This is a genomic window from Blautia sp. DFI.1.216, from assembly GCF_020594215.1.
In the GTDB taxonomy this organism is placed as follows: domain Bacteria; phylum Bacillota; class Clostridia; order Lachnospirales; family Lachnospiraceae; genus Blautia_A; species Blautia_A wexlerae.
The window spans coordinates 33,007-50,554 of the sequence record NZ_JAJDML010000003.1 but is presented as its reverse complement, the minus strand read 5'-3'; the positions used below and the strand labels follow the sequence as shown (position 1 = coordinate 50,554).

Below are 17,548 nucleotides of genomic sequence, written 5' to 3'. Positions count from 1 at the left end.
CTTGAAAAGAAATGTTGAAAATGATATGATAAAAATGATTGCAAAAAGATGAAAAGAGAAAGGAAAAGCATATGAGCTTATATTCAGTGGTTGTTCCTGTATATAATTCTGAACATACACTGGGAGAACTATATACCCGTTTGGAGAAAGTATTCCGGGAAACTCTTAAAGAAGACTTTGAACTGATCCTGGTAGATGACGGATCAAAGGACAGATCTTATGAGATCATGACGGAACTCAGAGAAAAGGATCACAGGGTACGGATCATACAGATGGCCCGTAACTTCGGACAGCATCCGGCACTTCTGTGTGGATTTGCACATGTAAAAGGAGAGTTTGTGGTAACAATGGATGATGACCTTCAGCATCAGCCGGAGGAACTTCCGAAGATGGTCAGAACCATGCAGGAGAGACCGGATGTGGATGTTATCATTGCAAGCTATGAAGGAAGAAAGCATGGTCCGATACGCAAACTGGGAACGAAATTTTCTGTATGGGCAACTTCAAAGATGCTGGGAAAAGATCCGGATCTTCAAATCACCAGTTACAGGCTGATCCGCAGATTCCTTGTGGATGCCATGGTAAAAACAAATACATATCTTCCACAGATTGGAAACCTTCTGATCAGGAGTTCTAACCGTATTATTAATGTTCCGGTTCAGCATGCAGACAGAGCTTACGGAAAAAGCGGTTATTCCTTTAAGAGACTGCTGAAAGATCTGATTTATGATATCACGACACATACTGCATTTCCCCTTCTGCTGGTGAGAAATATCGGAATTGTCAGTTTCCTGATAAGTGTAGTTCTGTCGGTCTGTTATCTGGTAAGATATTTTACACTGGGCATATCTGTGCAGGGCTGGACTTCGCTGATGCTGGTTATGCTGGCGTTTTTTGGACTGATTTTGTTATCAATCGGAATTATGGGAATCTATTTAATGAACATTCTTAATGAGGCAAAAAAAATGCCCCATTATGTAATACGTCGGGAGGATACGGACGAATAATGAAGGAAATTGGCGGATATTTTCAGCTGGAAGAGATGCCGGGAGAGGAATATTATCCTGACCTGTACAGGGTCAATCTTGGAAGAACCGCACTGCTGTGGCTTTTGAAGAGCCGCAGGTGCAGGAAAATCCTATTACCGTATTTTCTGTGTGAATCAGTGGTGCATACCTGTCAGGAAAATCAGATAGAGACAGAATTTTATCATCTGAATGAGAAACTGGAAGTTCTGTATCCGAAAGAACAGCTTCCGGAAGGGGAATATCTTTATCTGGTTAATTACTATGGCCAGCTGTCTGATTCCCGGATATCAGAGTATAAAAAGATTTACGGAAACATCATAGTGGACCATACCCATGCATTTTTTCAGAAACCATTAAAAGGGATAGATACACTGTATTCCTGCAGAAAATTCTGGGGTGTCAGCGATGGCGCATATCTGTCAACAGATGCCAGCCTGACAGAAAATAAGACTGTCGATTATTCTGCAGAGCGTATGAAACATATTCTGGGGCGTTATGAGCATAATGCCGGAACCTACTACAAAGATATGCTGGAAAATGCGGCAAAATATGACGGGATGGAGCTTCGGCAGATGTCAAAGCTTACACAGAATCTTCTGAAAGCTGTGGATTATGACAGAGCAAAGAAAAAAAGGGAAGAAAACTACCGGATTCTCGGAGAACTGCTCCCATCGGAAAGTATATTTAATCAGACTGTGCCGGAGGGACCTTTTGCATATCCGTATTTCCACGCTGATGGAATGAAACTTCGCAGATATCTTGCCGAAAAGAAGATATTTGTGCCGACTTACTGGAAAAATATAATTGAGAACTCTGAGACAAAAAGTCTGGAATATACCTGGGCTGCCAATATTCTTCCGTTGCCCTGCGATCAGCGTTACAGCGTGGAGGATATGAAATATATGGCTTCGGTTGTCAGAGAATGTGAGGAACGGATATGAAACATAAAGTGTTGATTCTGGGAACGCTCGGAGAATTTACAGAGCTGGTAAAGAAAGCAAAAGAGAAAGGTTATGAGACTGTTGTGTGCGACGGATATGCAGATGGTATTGCCAGAACGTATGCAGATAAGGCTTATACCATTCCTGTAACAGACGTAGATGCTATTGCCCTGATGTGCAGAGAAGAAGGTGTGGACGGGATCATCACATCATTTTCAGATCTGCTCCTGGAGTGTATGGTTAAAATTGCAGATAAAGCAGGACTGCCCTGTTATCTGAAACCGGAACAGCTTTCCTGGTACAGGGATAAATCGGCATGCCGGGATGTTCTGGACAAGCTTGGACTGCCGGCACCGGGATTTCGGAAAATATCTGTGGAACTGCTGAAACAGGGATCAGAAGAAGAAATACAACAGAGTATTGCAAATCTGCAGTATCCTCTGATCAGTAAACCTCTGGATAAATATGGTTCAAGAGGAATCTTTATTATTCATCATTCAGATGAAGTCAGAAAAAAAGCCCTGCAGACAGCGGAATATACGGACTGTCAGGAAATTCTGGTTGAGGAATACAATGACGGTTATGAGTTTAACATGATGACATGGGTAATGGATGGGAAAGTCAATGTGATCAGTATTGCAGATCGTGAGAAAACGGAAATGGAAGAGGGAATGCTTCCGCTCAGCACACGAAATGTTTATCCATCCCGTTTCCTGGCGGAGGTCGAAAAAAGTGCCACAGATATTCTGCAGAATTATATCCGCTATACCGGACAGACGGAAGGTGCATTATCCATGCAGTTTTTCTGGAAACCTGGCAGGGGCATTCAGGTATGTGAGATTGCAGGACGTTTCTTTGGATATGAACATGAGCTGACAGATATGGTTTATGGATTTCAGACAGAGGAACTGCTGCTGGATTATCTTTATGAAAAAGACCGGATAAAGGAGATGTTTCACTGTCATGATATTCATCATCCGGTAAAATATGGGGCTGTACTGTATTTTCAGGGACGACAGCTTCAGATTGCAGATCAGACGGCAGCCTGTGAGCTTGCAAAAGAAAAATGCGTTGTAAAACCCTGGATTTTTTATAAAGAAGGCGAACGTGTGATAGAATATGGGCCGAATCCATATCTTGCATTGTATTATATAGAAACAGAAAACCGCAGGCAGCTGGAGCTGGAGACTGAGAAATTTTTCAGTGAGATGAGTATCCGGGATCCGGAGGGAAGAGAAGTTGCCTACAGAAATAAGATACCGGAATATGAGAAGGAAAAGAAAACAGATGATTGATTTTAACAGACCTGCTTTTACAGGCAGGGAATTTGATTACATACGTGATGCGGTACAGAGAGGAATGCTCTGTGGGGATGGAGAATATACGAAAAGATGTTCTCAGTGGATGATGGATAAATTTCATGTAAATCATGTAATGCTTACCACATCCTGTACCCATGCTCTGGAGATGGCAGCCCATCTTTGCGACATTAAGCCCGGTGATGAGGTGATCATGCCGTCCTATACATTTGTTTCAACCGCAGATGCCTTTGTATTAAAGGGAGCAAAGATTGTATTTGTTGATATCAGACCGGATACAATGAATATTGATGAGAAACTGATCGAGGCGGCAGTGACTGAGAAAACAAAAGTGATCGTCCCGGTCCACTATGCAGGGGTTGCCTGTGAGATGGATACCATTATGGAGATTGCAAAAAAATACAATCTGAAGGTTGTTGAAGACGCTGCGCAGGGAGTAGATGCCTGTTATAAGGGAAAAGCTCTTGGTACCATTGGAGATTTTGGGTGTTACAGTTTCCATGAGACAAAGAACTATACTATGGGAGAGGGCGGTGCAATCCTTTTTAACAGGGATGAATATGTGGAGAAGGCAGAGATCCTGAGAGAAAAGGGAACTGACAGAAGTAAGTTTTTCCGCGGACAGGTTGACAAGTATCGCTGGATGGATTATGGTTCTTCCTATCTTCCAAGTGAACTGAATGCAGCATATCTTTATGCACAGCTGGAAGCAAGAAATCAGATCTTTGCCAAAAGAATGGAGATATACAATTATTATCATAAAAATCTGGCTCATCTTGCACAGGAAGGTAAGATCGAACAGCCTTATGTGCCGGAGGAATGCAGCCACAATGCCCATATGTATTATATCAAGGTGCGTGATATACAGGTAAGAACCCGGCTGATTGCTTACCTTCGGGAAAAAGGAATCTGCAGCGTATTTCATTACGTGCCTCTTCATTCTGCACCTGCGGGACAGAAATTTGGAAGATTTTCAGGGGAAGATGTTTATACTACAAAGGAAAGTGAACGTCTGTTGAGACTGCCGATGTTTTATAATCTGGATATGGAGGATGTGAAGTATATCACAGATACCATAGCTTCTTTTGACGGATTCTGATAATCGTGTGCCGCAAGTCTGTTTCAGGAATCAACTTGTCGGCACATCGGACGGAAAACAGAGACATATATTAAGAGGAAATATTATGAAAAAATGGAAACATTTATTAAAGGCTGTTATGGCTGCGGGAGTCATTGCAATGACTGCTGTTCAGATCTGCGCTGCTGCGGAAGGAACTGCGCAGGCTGCTGCTTCAGATGTTACACCCGTATCCATTTCAACTAATGAGATTGCAGGCTGGCCTGCAGGTCCTGAGATCACATCTGAGACAGGGGTACTGATGGATGCAGACAGCGGAACTCTTCTGTACAGCAAGGGCGGAGATGAAATCCGTTATCCGGCAAGTATTACCAAAATCATGACACTGCTTCTGGCGGTGGAGAACTGTTCCCTGAAAGAAGATGTTGTATTTACGGAAACAGGAACACGTGATATCAGTTGGGATTCCGGCAATATTGGAATGCAGGTGGGAGAAGTGATGAGCATGAGAGCATGCCTTTATGCACTTGTGATCCGCTCTGCAAACGAGGTCGCAGCCCAGATTGCAGAACATGTAGGCGGCACAGAGCAGCATTTTGTAGATATGATGAATGAACGTGCGGCTCAGATCGGATGCACGAATACACATTTTGTAAATGCCAGTGGTCTTCCGGATCCTGACCACTATTCTACTGCACATGACATGGCGTTGATCATGCGGGAAGGTCTGAAGAATAAAAAATTCCGCAGGATCATCGGCGCTACAGATTATACGATCAAACCTACGAACATGAACAGTGAGTCAAGGGTACTGCATACGCATCATCCGATGCTTGCCCCGGAGAGCAGCTATCATTATGATGGCTGTATTGGCGGCAAGACAGGATATACCAGTGAGGCCGGAAACACTCTTGTGACAGCAGCAGAGAAGAATGGAACTACCTATATTACAGTGACAATGAAGGCGGCAGACCTTGCAGTTGCCAGTACGGATTCCACAGCACTGTTCAACTATGGTTATCAGAATTTCACAAAAGCACAGGTAAATGGTGGAGAAGTATCAGTTCCAAACGGAGTGACTGTGGATAACCTGACTGTTCAGGAAAATTCACAGAATGGAAATACAGTAGATGATTACTATTATAATGATTATCTTTTGGGAAGCGTTGAAGTTCCGGAAGCTACACCTACACCGGAACCTGCAGCGGATGCCCTTTCTGATACATCCGGAGGAAATACGGATCAAAATGAGAAATCAGATACTGTCGGAGAAGAAAAAACTTCTGCGGGGATGCCGGAACTGCGAAAAATACTTCTGATCATAGGAGCGGCAATGCTTCTTCTTATTATCATTCTGAGCATTGCACTTGCAAAAAAGGAAAAAAGATATTATGGCTAAGTCTGCATATCATGTGGATTTATGCGAACAGATATAACAGAAACACAGAGAAAGCTAAAGAAAAGAGGAAAATAAAATGGGAAAAATCAAAGTTACAGAATGTGGTGGAATTAAGGGATTAAAAGTGGTAGAACCTACAGTTTTCGGAGATGCCAGAGGATATTTCATGGAAACCTACAATTACAATGATTTCAAAGAAGCAGGAATTGATGTCGAATTTGTACAGGATAATCAGTCAAGCTCACATAAGGGTGTACTTCGCGGACTCCATTTCCAGATCAATTACCCACAGGATAAACTGGTACGTGTTGTAAATGGTGAGGTATTTGATGTGGCGGTAGATCTTCGTGAAGGCTCAGAAACATATGGAAAATGGTTTGGAGTCGTACTTTCTGCTGAAAACAAGAAACAGTTCTTCATTCCGAAAGGATTTGCACATGGTTTTCTTGTACTTTCCGAGCATGCGGAATTCGTTTACAAATGCTCTGATTTCTATCATCCAAATGATGAGGGCGGCCTGATCTGGAACGATCCGGATATCGGAGTTGAATGGCCGATTCCGGAAGGAATGGAATTAAGCTTTTCTGACAAAGATACCAAATGGGGAAGCTTTAAAGAGTACCGTAAATAGGAGAATGAGCGATTGAATACAATTTTTTCTTTACCGATGGATATTTATAAGAACAGACGGCTTGTTGCAAAGCTTGCAAAGAATGATTTCAAAACAAGATATGCAGGTTCTTATCTGGGAATTGTGTGGGCGTTTATCCAGCCTGTGATCACGATCCTGGTATACTGGTTTGTATTCTCTGTAGGTTTTCGTTCCGGAACAGGGGATCTGGGAGTTCCTTTTGTTCTTTATCTGGTAGCAGGTATTGTGCCATGGTTCTTTTTCCAGGATGCGCTGATGGGGGGGACAAATTCTCTGCTGGAATACAATTATCTGGTAAAAAAAGTCGTTTTTAATATCAGTGTGCTTCCGGTAGTCAAGATCATTTCTGCCATGTTTGTGCATGCATTCTTTGTGTTGTTTACGATCATCCTGTATGCAGCGTATGGGAAATTTCCTGATTTCTATTATCTGCAGATTATTTATTACAGTGTATGTGTGTTCATTCTGGTATTGGGCTTATCCTATGCCACAAGTGCAATCGTTATTTTTTTCAGAGATCTGACCCAGATCATCAACATTGTGCTTCAGGTAGGAGTCTGGCTGACTCCGATCATGTGGATCGTTGAGGCTTCACCTCTGATGGGACATCCTGTGATCATGAAGATCCTGAAACTGAATCCGATGTATTATATTGTTTCCGGATACAGAGATACATTCCTGATGAAAACCTGGTTTTGGGAACATGCAGGATGGACGGTCTATTTCTGGATATTTACAATTCTGTGTTTCCTGTTCGGAAGCTGGGTATTTAAACGTCTGCGCATTCATTTTGCAGATGTATTGTAACTAGTGTACCAACAAGTTGATTTCTAGAACAATCTTGCGTCTAAATTTCTTATTTCCGCGTTGTCGTCGGTCGCCGTAGCCACCGCTACGCCTCCTTCCTCCGCCTTGAAATAAAAAAATTTATCCTGCAAGATTGTTTCAAGAATCAACTTGTCGGCACACTAGTACAGCGAATATTAATATAGCAGAAACTTAATTTTCGCTGTACTGGTAAGCGTGAAATAAGTCAGAGGAAGATGAAAAACACAGGAACATAACAGAAAGGAAATCACGTGGAGAACAAGAAAGTAATTCAGGTGAAGGATCTCACCAAAATGTATAAATTATATGATAAGCCTTCGGACAGACTGAAAGAAGCGCTGGGGCTTACCAGAAAGAAACTTTATAAAGAGCATTATGCACTTCATGATGTAAATTTTGATATTTATGAAGGAGAATGCGTGGGAATTATCGGAACCAACGGTTCCGGTAAATCCACGATCTTAAAGATCATCACCGGTGTCCTGACTCCCACAGCAGGGGAAGTAAAGGTAGACGGACGAATTTCCGCGCTGCTGGAACTGGGAGCCGGATTTAACATGGAATATTCAGGTCTTGAGAATGTATACCTGAATGGAACCATGATCGGTTTTTCAAAAGAAGAGATTGATGCCAGACTGAATGATATTCTGGAATTTGCGGACATTGGAGACTTTATCCACCAGCCTGTAAAGACTTATTCCAGCGGTATGTTCGTGCGTCTGGCTTTTGCTGTTGCGATCAATATTGATCCGGAGATCCTGGTGGTAGATGAGGCGTTGTCTGTGGGCGACGTGTTCTTTCAGGCAAAATGTTATCACAAGTTTGAGGAATTTAAGAAACAGGGAAAGACGATCCTGTTTGTAAGTCATGATCTTGGAAGCGTTTCCAAGTATTGTGACAGAGTTATTCTTTTGAACAAAGGGGTAAAGATGGATGAAGGTTCACCAAAGCAGATGGTCGACCTGTACAAACAGCTTCTGGTAGGACAGAATCCTGTAAAACAGAATGAATCTGACAGTACAGAGCAGATTGTGGCAGAGGACAGTGAAGGACTGGGAGATTTTCAGGTAAATCCCAATATGCTGGAATATGGAAGTCGTATTGCTGAGATCACAGATTTCAGAGTCATTGATGATAAAGGAAGATGTTCCAATACTGTTGAAAAGGGAAGCTGCTTCAAAATTCGTATGAAAGTCCGGTTTAATGAAGAGATTCAGGAGCCGATCATGGCATACACATTTAAAAATATTCAGGGTACGGAAATCACAGGTACCAATACCATGTATGAAAATGCAAAGATAGAACACTCCGGAAAAGGGGATATATGTACTGTAACATTTACACAGAACATGAACCTTCAGGGCGGTGAGTATCTCCTGTCATTTGGATGTACAGGGTATAAAAACGGAGATTTTACGGTATTCCACAGACTTTATGACGCATGTAACATAACAGTTATTTCCAGTAAAAATACAGTTGGATTCTATGATATGGATTCAAAGGTGGAAGTACGGTGCGAAGAACAGGTCTGAGAAAGTTATGATGACAAATATCAGTGCGAAAAAATAATCAGCGCGAGGACTATATATGGAAGAAAAAATCGGGAAAGTAATTCTGGATACCACGTGCTATCCGGGAAAAGATCTATACAGTGATGGTGCGATAGAGGATGAAATGCTTGCAATTTCCAGAGATTTTGCACCGGAAGAATTTAACAGAGTGATCAGTGAGAGAAAGAGCTGGCCAATTCTTTATCATTTTTCTCATATCAGGGAGAATATTCTGAGCTGGATTCCCTTTACAGGAGAAGAGAAGGTTCTGGAGATTGGTTCCGGATGTGGTGCTGTGACAGGAGCTCTCTGTGAAAGGGCGAAGGAAGTTACCTGCATCGAGCTTTCTATGAAAAGAAGTAAGATCAATGCATACAGACATCAGGATCAGGATAATCTTAAGATCCTTGTGGGAAATTTTCAGGAGATCGAGAAAAACCTTACTGAGAAATACGACTATATCACTTTGATCGGTGTATTTGAGTATGGAGAATCCTATATCCGGAGTGAGAATCCCTATGTGGACTTTCTCAGGATCATATCAAAGCATCTGAAGCCGGATGGAAAGATCATTCTGGCCATTGAGAACAGACTGGGACTGAAATACTGGGCCGGATGTACAGAGGACCATTTTGGAACTTTATTCGAAGGAATCCAGGGATACCCCAAAACAAAAGGGGTTAAAACTTTTTCAAGAAAAGAATTTAATGGAATTTTGAAGGAGGCAGGAAACTTAAAAGCCGACTGGTATTATCCATATCCGGATTACAAATTTCCAATGACTATTCATTCAGACAGACATCTCCCTGCAAGCGGAGAGCTGCATATGAGGGACTACAATTTTGACAGACTCCGTCTGGACCTGTTTCAGGAATCTCAGGTGTATAATACACTTTTGAGCAATGATCTTTACCCGCAGTTTGCCAATTCCTTTCTTCTTGTGATCGGAAAAGAACAGCCACAGACAGCACCGGTTTATGTGAAGTTTTCCAATGAGAGAGATCAAAAGCTCTCCATTTATACGGAAATCAGTGAAGCAACAGATGGGCAGCTGACTGTGAAGAAAGTACCGTCGCAGAAGAAAGCGGCAGCTCATGTACGGAATCTGGGAACTATCTGCGAAGAACTGACCGGAATGTATAAAGAAGAGGAAATTGAAGTAAACCGCTGCCGGATCAAAGGTGACTGTGCGCAGCTGGAATATCTGACAGGTATCACCCTGGAAGATAAGCTGGATCATCTTCTGGAAGAAGGCAGAACAGAGGAACTGGAGAAATTATTCTTCTCTTATATAAAGAAAGTAAAGAATATTCACGAGAAGAAACCCTTTGAGAAAACACCGGAATTTGTAAGGGTATTTGGAAATGTAAACCTGCGTTCTGATCTGAAATGTACAGAAATATCCAATATTGATTTTGTTCCTGCAAATATTATCCTCTCTGAGAATAAAGTATCTGTGATTGACTATGAGTGGACCTTTACATTTCCTGTACCTTCACAGTTTCTGGTTTACAGGATGATCTTTTATTATCTGGAACTGAATGACAAACGGGGAATACTTAAAGAACGGGATTTCTATGAGAAAGCAGGAATCCTGCCTGAAGATATAGAAGTTTATGTGGAGATGGAACATAATTTCCAGCAGTATATTCTGGGTGAGCATACAGCAATGAGAAATATGTATGCCCAGATCTCTCCGGGCCGGGTGGAAGTAGAAGATTATTACAGAGAAAAGAAACAGGAATCTCTGGAAATGCTTCAGATTTTCTGGGATAACGGAAAGAGCTTTAATGAGGCTGATTCTGTGAGATATCTGTTCAGAAACGGGAAAATTCAGACGGAGTTTGAACTTCCGGAGAATACCACAATGCTTCGCCTTGACCCGGGCGAAATGTCCAAGGGACTTAAAATTGTAAAGCTGACATGGGAAGATGAAAGTCAGGTAAAGTTTCACACAGATGGCTGTGAAGTGTCCTCCGGAGAATTCTATTTCGGCGGTGACGATCCGCAGATCATAGTAGATTCTGTTCCTGAGAACAGAAAGTCCATAAAGATTGAAATGGAGATCCTGGACCGGCAAACCACAGAAAAGAAATTCTGGAAAGTATACGCAGAGCAGAAAAGGGCAATGGAGCAGATGAGTCAGGAGCTTGCGCAGAAGAAAGCTCTGGTCGATCAGGTGGAAGGCAGTAAGGCATGGAAAGTGTATCGTGCCATCAAAAGGGTTTAGTTATGGGAAATATACTTTGGAGTGTAGATAAAAAAATATACAGTGACAAAGAAGATCATACTCTGGCCATTACCGGATGGGCGATAACCAGAGATCAGTCAGAATGTGATTTCATTCTTTATGGCTCGGGAAAGGAACTCTCCGTTCCTGAACCTTCACGTTGTGAAAGAGCGGATGTTGCCAAAGATTTAAAAGAAACAAAAGATATAAAAGAAGTGGGAAATGTCGGATTCACAGTAAAGATACCGGAAATTATAAAACTTGCAGAAGAACATGAGAAACTGCAGCTTGCGCTGAGAGCGGGAGATGAAAAAGAAATCATCTGGGAAGCCACAGCTGCAGAAGTGAAGGACTTTTGTGAGGAAAGTCTTATTGAATATCATATTGATGAGGAACAGATCACACAGGAGAGTATCCTGACAGTCAGAGGCTGGGTTGTAAACCAGCTGGAGCCGGATGAGATATTTGTACAGGGTACAGATGGGAAGGTTCTGGAATGTACGATCACCAGACAAAGACGTCCGGACGTGGAAGAGGCAAAGGGGATTTCCGAAGAAGAGAAAAGAAATCTGGGATTCAGTATTACTGTCAATCTGGAGAATACAAACGATCAGAATATCTGCATCTGTTTCAGGGGAAAAGATGTACAGAAAATTTATACTGTAAATGTAAAAAAAATAAAACGGGAAAATACCGGACTGTATCAGCAGATGAAACTGCTGTCTCTGAAGAACAGGCAGAAGAATCAGGAATATATAAAGAAAAACGGTATTGGAAGATTTATCCGTTATGTGAGAAATTCCCAGCTTAAGGACGGAGATCAGGATTATGAAGACTGGCTGAAAGATCATGTCGCATTCCGAAAGGAATTAAAAAGACAGAGAAATGCTGTTTTTTCTTATTCACCGCTGATCAGTATTGTGATGGTGGTGACGGATACAGATGAACAAAGGTTAAAAAGTGTGATCGATGCTTATACAGAACAGACCTATGGTAACTGGCAGCTGTGTCTTGCAGATGCATGTGAGGGAGAGGAAACAGGAGAGTTTCTGCGGAAAAAATATAAAAAAGAGACCCGCCTTTCCTACAAGAAGGTTACGGAAAACAACGGCATTTCGGGAAATCTTAATGCATCTCTGAAACTTGCAATGGGAGAGTATGTTCTGTTTGCCGGTCAGGAGATCATACCTGAACCTGATGCACTTTTTCAGATGGTCAAAGCGATCACAGAGAAAAAAGCGGATATGATCTATACAGATGAAGATGAGATCAGCGCAGACGGAAAACATTATTCTGAGCCGGAATTCAAGCCGGATTTCAATCTGTTCAGATTAAGGGAAAATAATTATATCGGACAGTTCTGGGCAATCCGGAAGGAAATTCTGGAACAGGCCGGAAAGTTTGATCCGGAATATGATGGTGCACAGGATTATGATATGCTCTTAAGATGCAGTGAGCAGGCAGAGAATATTGTGCATATTCCAAAGATCCTCTGTCATTCCATGAAAGCAGAGAACCTGATCACAGAAGAACAGGAGAAGAAAAACTGGGAAGCAGGCAGAAAGGCACTGGAGGAGCATTACCGCAGGGCGGAGGTTTCTGCAACAGCGGAACTTGCAGACAAGAAGGGATGGTACAGAAGCCATCTGACTATTTCCGGCGAACCGATGATTTCTGTGATCATTCCAAGTAAAGATCACATTAATGATCTGGAACTGTGTATTTCATCCATAGAAGAGAAGACAACATGGAAGAATTACGAGATCATTATTGTTGAGAACAACAGTGTGGAAAAAGAAACCTTTGTATACTATGAGACACTGAAAAACAGATACCCAAATGTAAGGATCCTTACATGGAAAAAAGAATTCAATTATTCTGCGATCAATAACTTTGCAGTAAGAGAGGCGCAGGGAGAATATCTGCTGTTTCTTAACAATGATGTGGAAATCATTACAGAGAACTGGCTTGAAGAAATGCTTCAGCTTTGTCAGCAAAAAGACGTGGGAATGGTCGGTGCGAAACTGTATTATCCGGATGATACCATTCAGCATGCAGGAGTGGTAGTTGGTCTTGGTGGAGTTGCTGCCCATGTATTATGTAAACTTCCCCGGGATGCGGAAGGATATATGGGACGTCTGCGCTGTGTGCAGGAGATAAGTGCAGTCACTGCCGCCTGCATGATGGTAAAGACTTCTGTTTTTAAAGCAGTCGGAGGATTTGACGAGGAGCTGAAGGTTGCATTTAATGATATTGACCTTTGTATGAAAGTGAGAAAATATGGAGTGAAAATTGTATTCACACCGTATGCAGAACTGTATCATTATGAATCCAAATCCAGAGGAATGGAAGATACACCGGAGAAACAGCTGCGTTTTTCCAGAGAAGTAAACTGTTTCCGGAGAAAATGGGAAAGAGAGCTCCTGAAAGGAGATCCTTATTATAATCCCAATCTGACATTAAACAACACAGACTGTTCTCTGAGAAAACAGGAGAAGAACGGAGATTAACATGCCTAAGGAAATATTTGAAGTAGTAAGAGAAAGATTTCATTTATCAGACAGGACACAGTATATTGTGCAGGGACACTGGCCGAAAGATGCGGTGATGGAGGCATATCTGGATCAGCACAAACTGAAGGTGTCTGTGAAAGAAAATGAAAATGTAAGTGCACTGGAACGTTTTAAAGATCCGGAGAAAATGCAGGGAATACAGATTACGGCAACTGTTCAGATACCGGAAAATCTGGAGGGGTATCATAAGCTTGTGATCTATGAGAAGTTTCCGGATAAAAAACATGTCTGGTTTTCCATCACTGCCGGTGAACTGGATAAAAAAAGAGATAAACCGCAGGTATATTTTGAAGAAGAGAGTGCAGAACAGGGAACTGTACGGATCAGAGGGTGGGCCATTGCACCCAAGCCTGTGACTGTCCGTATCTTTGATGCGGATAAAAAGCCGGTTGCCGCTGAAATCCAGAGAACAGACAGGGTGGATGTCAACCAGCTGTTTGAAGAAGCACAGGATCCGGGAAAGACAGGATTCTTTTCTGAGATCACCAACGTTTCGGGAAAATGCCTGTATGTAGTGTTTTATGCAGGCGAGAAGAAAACTGTACATGTGGTTCCTCTGAGAAAAGCTGATATTCTGGCAAAGAAATTAGACAAATATGTAGAAAAAGGAATCCGCTACTGGAAATCTCAGGGTGCGGCGGCTCTTGCTGAGAAGGTAGTGACAAAGGTTAAAAATGTGCGTCAGGGACCGCCATCCTATCAGAAATGGATCAGACATCATCTGCCGGACAGGAACGAACTGGAGAAACAGAAGAAAACATCCTTTGGATACAGACCCAAGCTTTCTTTTGTAGTACCGCTGTATAAGACACCGGAGAAATATCTCAGAAGACTGACAGAATCATTTCAGGAACAGACTTATTCAAACTGGGAACTTTGTTTCTCTGACGGAAGCGGCGCACAGTCACCGCTGACGGAATTGTTAAAAGAACTGACAGCGAAGGATAACAGAATTAAATACGTTTCTCATGAGGAGCCGCTTCAGATTTCAGAGAATACCAACAGTGCCATTGAAATTGCAACAGGTGATTTCATTGCCTTTGCAGACCATGATGATGAGCTGACGCCGAATGCATTATTTGAATGTGTGAAAGCAATAAATGAGAAACCGCAGACACTGGTGATCTACACAGATGAAGATAAGATGTCTATGGATGGACATAAATTCTTTCAGCCGCATTTTAAACCGGACTATAATCCGGATCTGCTGTGCACGGTCAATTATATCTGCCATCTGTTTGTGGTATCACGAAAAGTAATTGAAAAAGTTGGCGGGCTGCGAAGTGAGTTTGACGGTGCACAGGATTATGATTTTGTGTTACGCTGTGTGGAAGCAGTAAAGGATGAAGAAATCTGTCATATTCCAAAAATCCTGTATCACTGGCGTTGCCATGAGGACTCCACAGCAGAGAATCCCGAGAGCAAGCTTTATGCCTTTGAAGCCGGAAGACGTGCAGTACAGGCTCACTATGAGAGAACAGGAATCCACGCAGAGGTTTTTAAGGGTGAATATCTGGGGCTGTACAGAACGAAGTTTATCAGAGATCATGATCCGCTGATTTCTATTATTATTCCGAATAAAGACCATATTGATGATCTGAAGAGATGTATGGAATCCATTGAACAGAAATCTACGTACAAAAATTATGAGTACATTATTGTAGAGAATAACAGTACAGATTCTGCTACTTTTGAATATTACAAAAAACTGGAGGCAGAGAATCCGAAGGTCCGCATGGTATACTGGGACGGAGTCTTTAACTATTCTGCCATTAATAACTATGGTGCATCTTTTGCAAAGGGTGAGTATCTGCTTCTGCTTAACAATGATACAGAGATCATTAATCCGGACTGTCTGGAAGAACTCCTGGGTTATTGCATGCGTAAAGATGTAGGCGCAGTGGGTGCAAGACTTTATTATGAGGATGATACGATCCAGCATGCAGGTGTTGTGATCGGTTTTGGCGGAATTGCAGGACACTGTTTTGTCCAGCAGAAGAGAGGTACCACCGGATATTGTCACAGAATTATCTGTGCACAGGATTACAGTGCGGTTACAGCTGCCTGCATGATGGTGAAGAAATCTGCATTTGATGCAGTGGGAGGACTTTCAGAGGAACTGGCGGTTGCATTTAATGATATTGATTTCTGCATGAAGCTGAGAAAGGCGGGATATCTGATCGTGTATAATCCATATGCGGAATTATACCATTATGAATCCAAATCCAGAGGTCTTGAGGATACTCCGGAAAAAGTGGCACGATTTAATAAAGAAATTGCCACCTTTGAGAAAAAATGGCCGGAGATCCTGAAGAACGGAGATCCTTATTATAACCCCAATCTCACTCTGAAGAGCCAGGACTTTTCTCTGAAAAGAATCTGAAGATGAAATTGCTATAAAATGAATGTGAAAGAAGATATGTTAAAGAAAAAGAAAGAGATCAATGAAAAAACAGAAATTTTCATTTTTGTATTTCTGGCGTTTATCCTGCTGACAACCTGGGCGATGACACAGCCTTTTAATTCAGGGCCGGATGAACAGATGAGATATTATGTTGCAGATTACATTTATAAACATCATGGAGCTCTTCCGGGGGGAGATGATCCGGCTGTCAGGAATAAAGTGTGGGGAATTTCCTATGCATATTATCCGGTTGTATCTTATATGGTGTCTGCATTATTTATGAGAATATCCCGGCTTTTTGCAGATCCGGGATACTCCATGTTCAAAATTGCACGTATGGCAGATGTACTGTTTGTCACAGGTGCAGTGTATTTTGTTGTAAAAGCTTCGGGCAAACTGTTTCCGAAAGAAAAATATTCCAGAGAAGTTAGATGGCTGTTTGCAGCACTGGCAGGATTTATGCCACAGGCAATCTTTATGGGAACTTATGTGAATACAGACTCACTGGCACTGCTGGCAGCAGCCATGATCTTGTATGCATGGGTCTCTTATCTGAGAGAAGACTGGACATGGAAAAACTGTATACTCCTTGCAGTGGGAATGGCCGTATGTGCATTGTCTTATTATAATGCATACGGTTGGATACTCTGCAGTTTTTTCTTCTTCTGTTTTACGGTATTACTCTGCAGAGAAGAAGCTTTTTCACAGAGAGTTCGTTTCCTTTTCAGCAGAGGAGCAGTGATCGCAGCAGTTACTTTAGTTCTCTGCGGCTGGTGGTTCATCCGTAACGCAGTTTTGTATAACGGAGATTTCCTGGGAAGGAAATCCTGTGCGGAATGTGCGGAAAAATATGCTCAGAAGGATTACAGACCTTCACTGTATCCGACGCCTGCAAAGCTGGGATGGAACTGGAAAGATATTATCCTTTATCAGGATCCCGGCTGGTATCATAACTGGATTCTGACAGTGTGTGTAAGTTTCATCGGTACTTTTGGACAGATGGAAATTTATATGCCATATACGGTCAGCAAACTGTATATGCTGTTCTTTGCTGTTGGGATCATCAGTGTATTTTTTGTAAAAGAGACATTTGATCTGAGAAAAAAAATGTATGTTGCACAGCGGAAAGCAGTTGGAAATGACAGATGGAAGATTAAAACAAAGGTGATATCCCGAGGGTGGAATAAAGAAGGTATTTTCCATTTGATGATGGTATTTCTGATTATGATTCCGGTATTTCTGTTTCTGTATTATGTTTATTACAGTGATAATCAGCCACAGGGAAGATATCTTATGCCTGCATTATATCCTCTGATGTACTTTGTTACGCTGGGCTGGAATAATATTCTGACAAAAACAGTGAAAAATGAAAAGGTGCGGAGTCTGATATACAGAGTACTGACTGTACTGCTGGTGATTTCGCCATTTGCCTGCTGGGCATTTTTAATCTTGCCTTAAAAGAAATAAAGGGACTGCCGCATGAAAAGCTTTTGCGGAAGTCCCTTAAATTTATCTATTTTATCTATCAAAGAAATGGTTACTGTCT

General features: G+C 42.0%; 12 protein-coding genes. All 12 read left to right on the top strand.

The features are described 5' to 3' along the window. Positions 1–71 precede the first annotated feature (71 nt). The 12 genes from LJE11_RS01900 (at position 72) to LJE11_RS01845 (ending at position 17,460) form a co-directional block, all read left to right on the top strand. Complete coding sequence (locus LJE11_RS01900; RefSeq protein ID WP_008706126.1) at positions 72–1,007, top strand: glycosyltransferase family 2 protein; 936 nt, start codon at positions 72–74, stop codon at positions 1,005–1,007. Then, complete coding sequence (locus LJE11_RS01895; protein WP_055059801.1) at positions 1,007–1,969, top strand: hypothetical protein; 963 nt, start codon at positions 1,007–1,009, stop codon at positions 1,967–1,969. Before LJE11_RS01900 ends, LJE11_RS01895 begins: the two co-directional genes overlap by 1 nt. Continuing rightward, positions 1,966–3,264: an ATP-grasp domain-containing protein gene (locus LJE11_RS01890; RefSeq protein ID WP_022380241.1), complete on the top strand. Its 1,299-nt coding sequence runs from the start codon at positions 1,966–1,968 to the stop codon at positions 3,262–3,264. The genes LJE11_RS01895 and LJE11_RS01890 overlap by 4 nt, the downstream gene beginning before the upstream one ends. Continuing rightward, positions 3,257–4,387, top strand: a complete 1,131-nt coding sequence (gene rffA, locus LJE11_RS01885; protein WP_055057590.1) for a dTDP-4-amino-4,6-dideoxygalactose transaminase — start codon at positions 3,257–3,259, stop codon at positions 4,385–4,387. The genes LJE11_RS01890 and rffA overlap by 8 nt, the downstream gene beginning before the upstream one ends. An 85-nt stretch (positions 4,388–4,472) precedes the next feature. After that, a complete protein-coding gene (locus LJE11_RS01880; protein WP_227226651.1) occupies positions 4,473–5,765 on the top strand; it encodes a D-alanyl-D-alanine carboxypeptidase family protein in 1,293 nt (430 codons plus the stop codon). 76 nt (positions 5,766–5,841) lie between these two features. Continuing rightward, a complete protein-coding gene (gene rfbC / locus LJE11_RS01875; protein ID WP_008706119.1) occupies positions 5,842–6,396 on the top strand; it encodes a dTDP-4-dehydrorhamnose 3,5-epimerase in 555 nt (184 codons plus the stop codon). Between the two features lie 12 nt (positions 6,397–6,408). Next, positions 6,409–7,224 carry an ABC transporter permease gene (locus tag LJE11_RS01870; RefSeq protein ID WP_022380238.1) on the top strand — a complete coding sequence of 272 codons (816 nt, stop codon included), beginning with the start codon at positions 6,409–6,411 and terminating at the stop codon, positions 7,222–7,224. Positions 7,225–7,496: 272 nt separating this feature from the next. Further along, positions 7,497–8,777, top strand: coding sequence for an ABC transporter ATP-binding protein (locus LJE11_RS01865; protein ID WP_022380237.1), 1,281 nt, complete (start codon positions 7,497–7,499; stop codon positions 8,775–8,777). 55 nt (positions 8,778–8,832) lie between these two features. Continuing rightward, complete coding sequence (locus LJE11_RS01860; RefSeq protein ID WP_118614126.1) at positions 8,833–11,025, top strand: class I SAM-dependent methyltransferase; 2,193 nt, start codon at positions 8,833–8,835, stop codon at positions 11,023–11,025. 2 nt (positions 11,026–11,027) lie between these two features. Next, positions 11,028–13,535 carry a glycosyltransferase family 2 protein gene (locus LJE11_RS01855; protein WP_227295415.1) on the top strand — a complete coding sequence of 836 codons (2,508 nt, stop codon included), beginning with the start codon at positions 11,028–11,030 and terminating at the stop codon, positions 13,533–13,535. A gap of 1 nt (position 13,536) precedes the next feature. After that, a complete protein-coding gene (locus tag LJE11_RS01850) occupies positions 13,537–15,981 on the top strand; it encodes a glycosyltransferase family 2 protein (protein WP_022380234.1) in 2,445 nt (814 codons plus the stop codon). Positions 15,982–15,999: 18 nt separating this feature from the next. Continuing rightward, positions 16,000–17,460, top strand: a complete 1,461-nt coding sequence (locus tag LJE11_RS01845) for an ArnT family glycosyltransferase (protein ID WP_227295413.1) — start codon at positions 16,000–16,002, stop codon at positions 17,458–17,460. Positions 17,461–17,548: the final 88 nt, after the last annotated feature.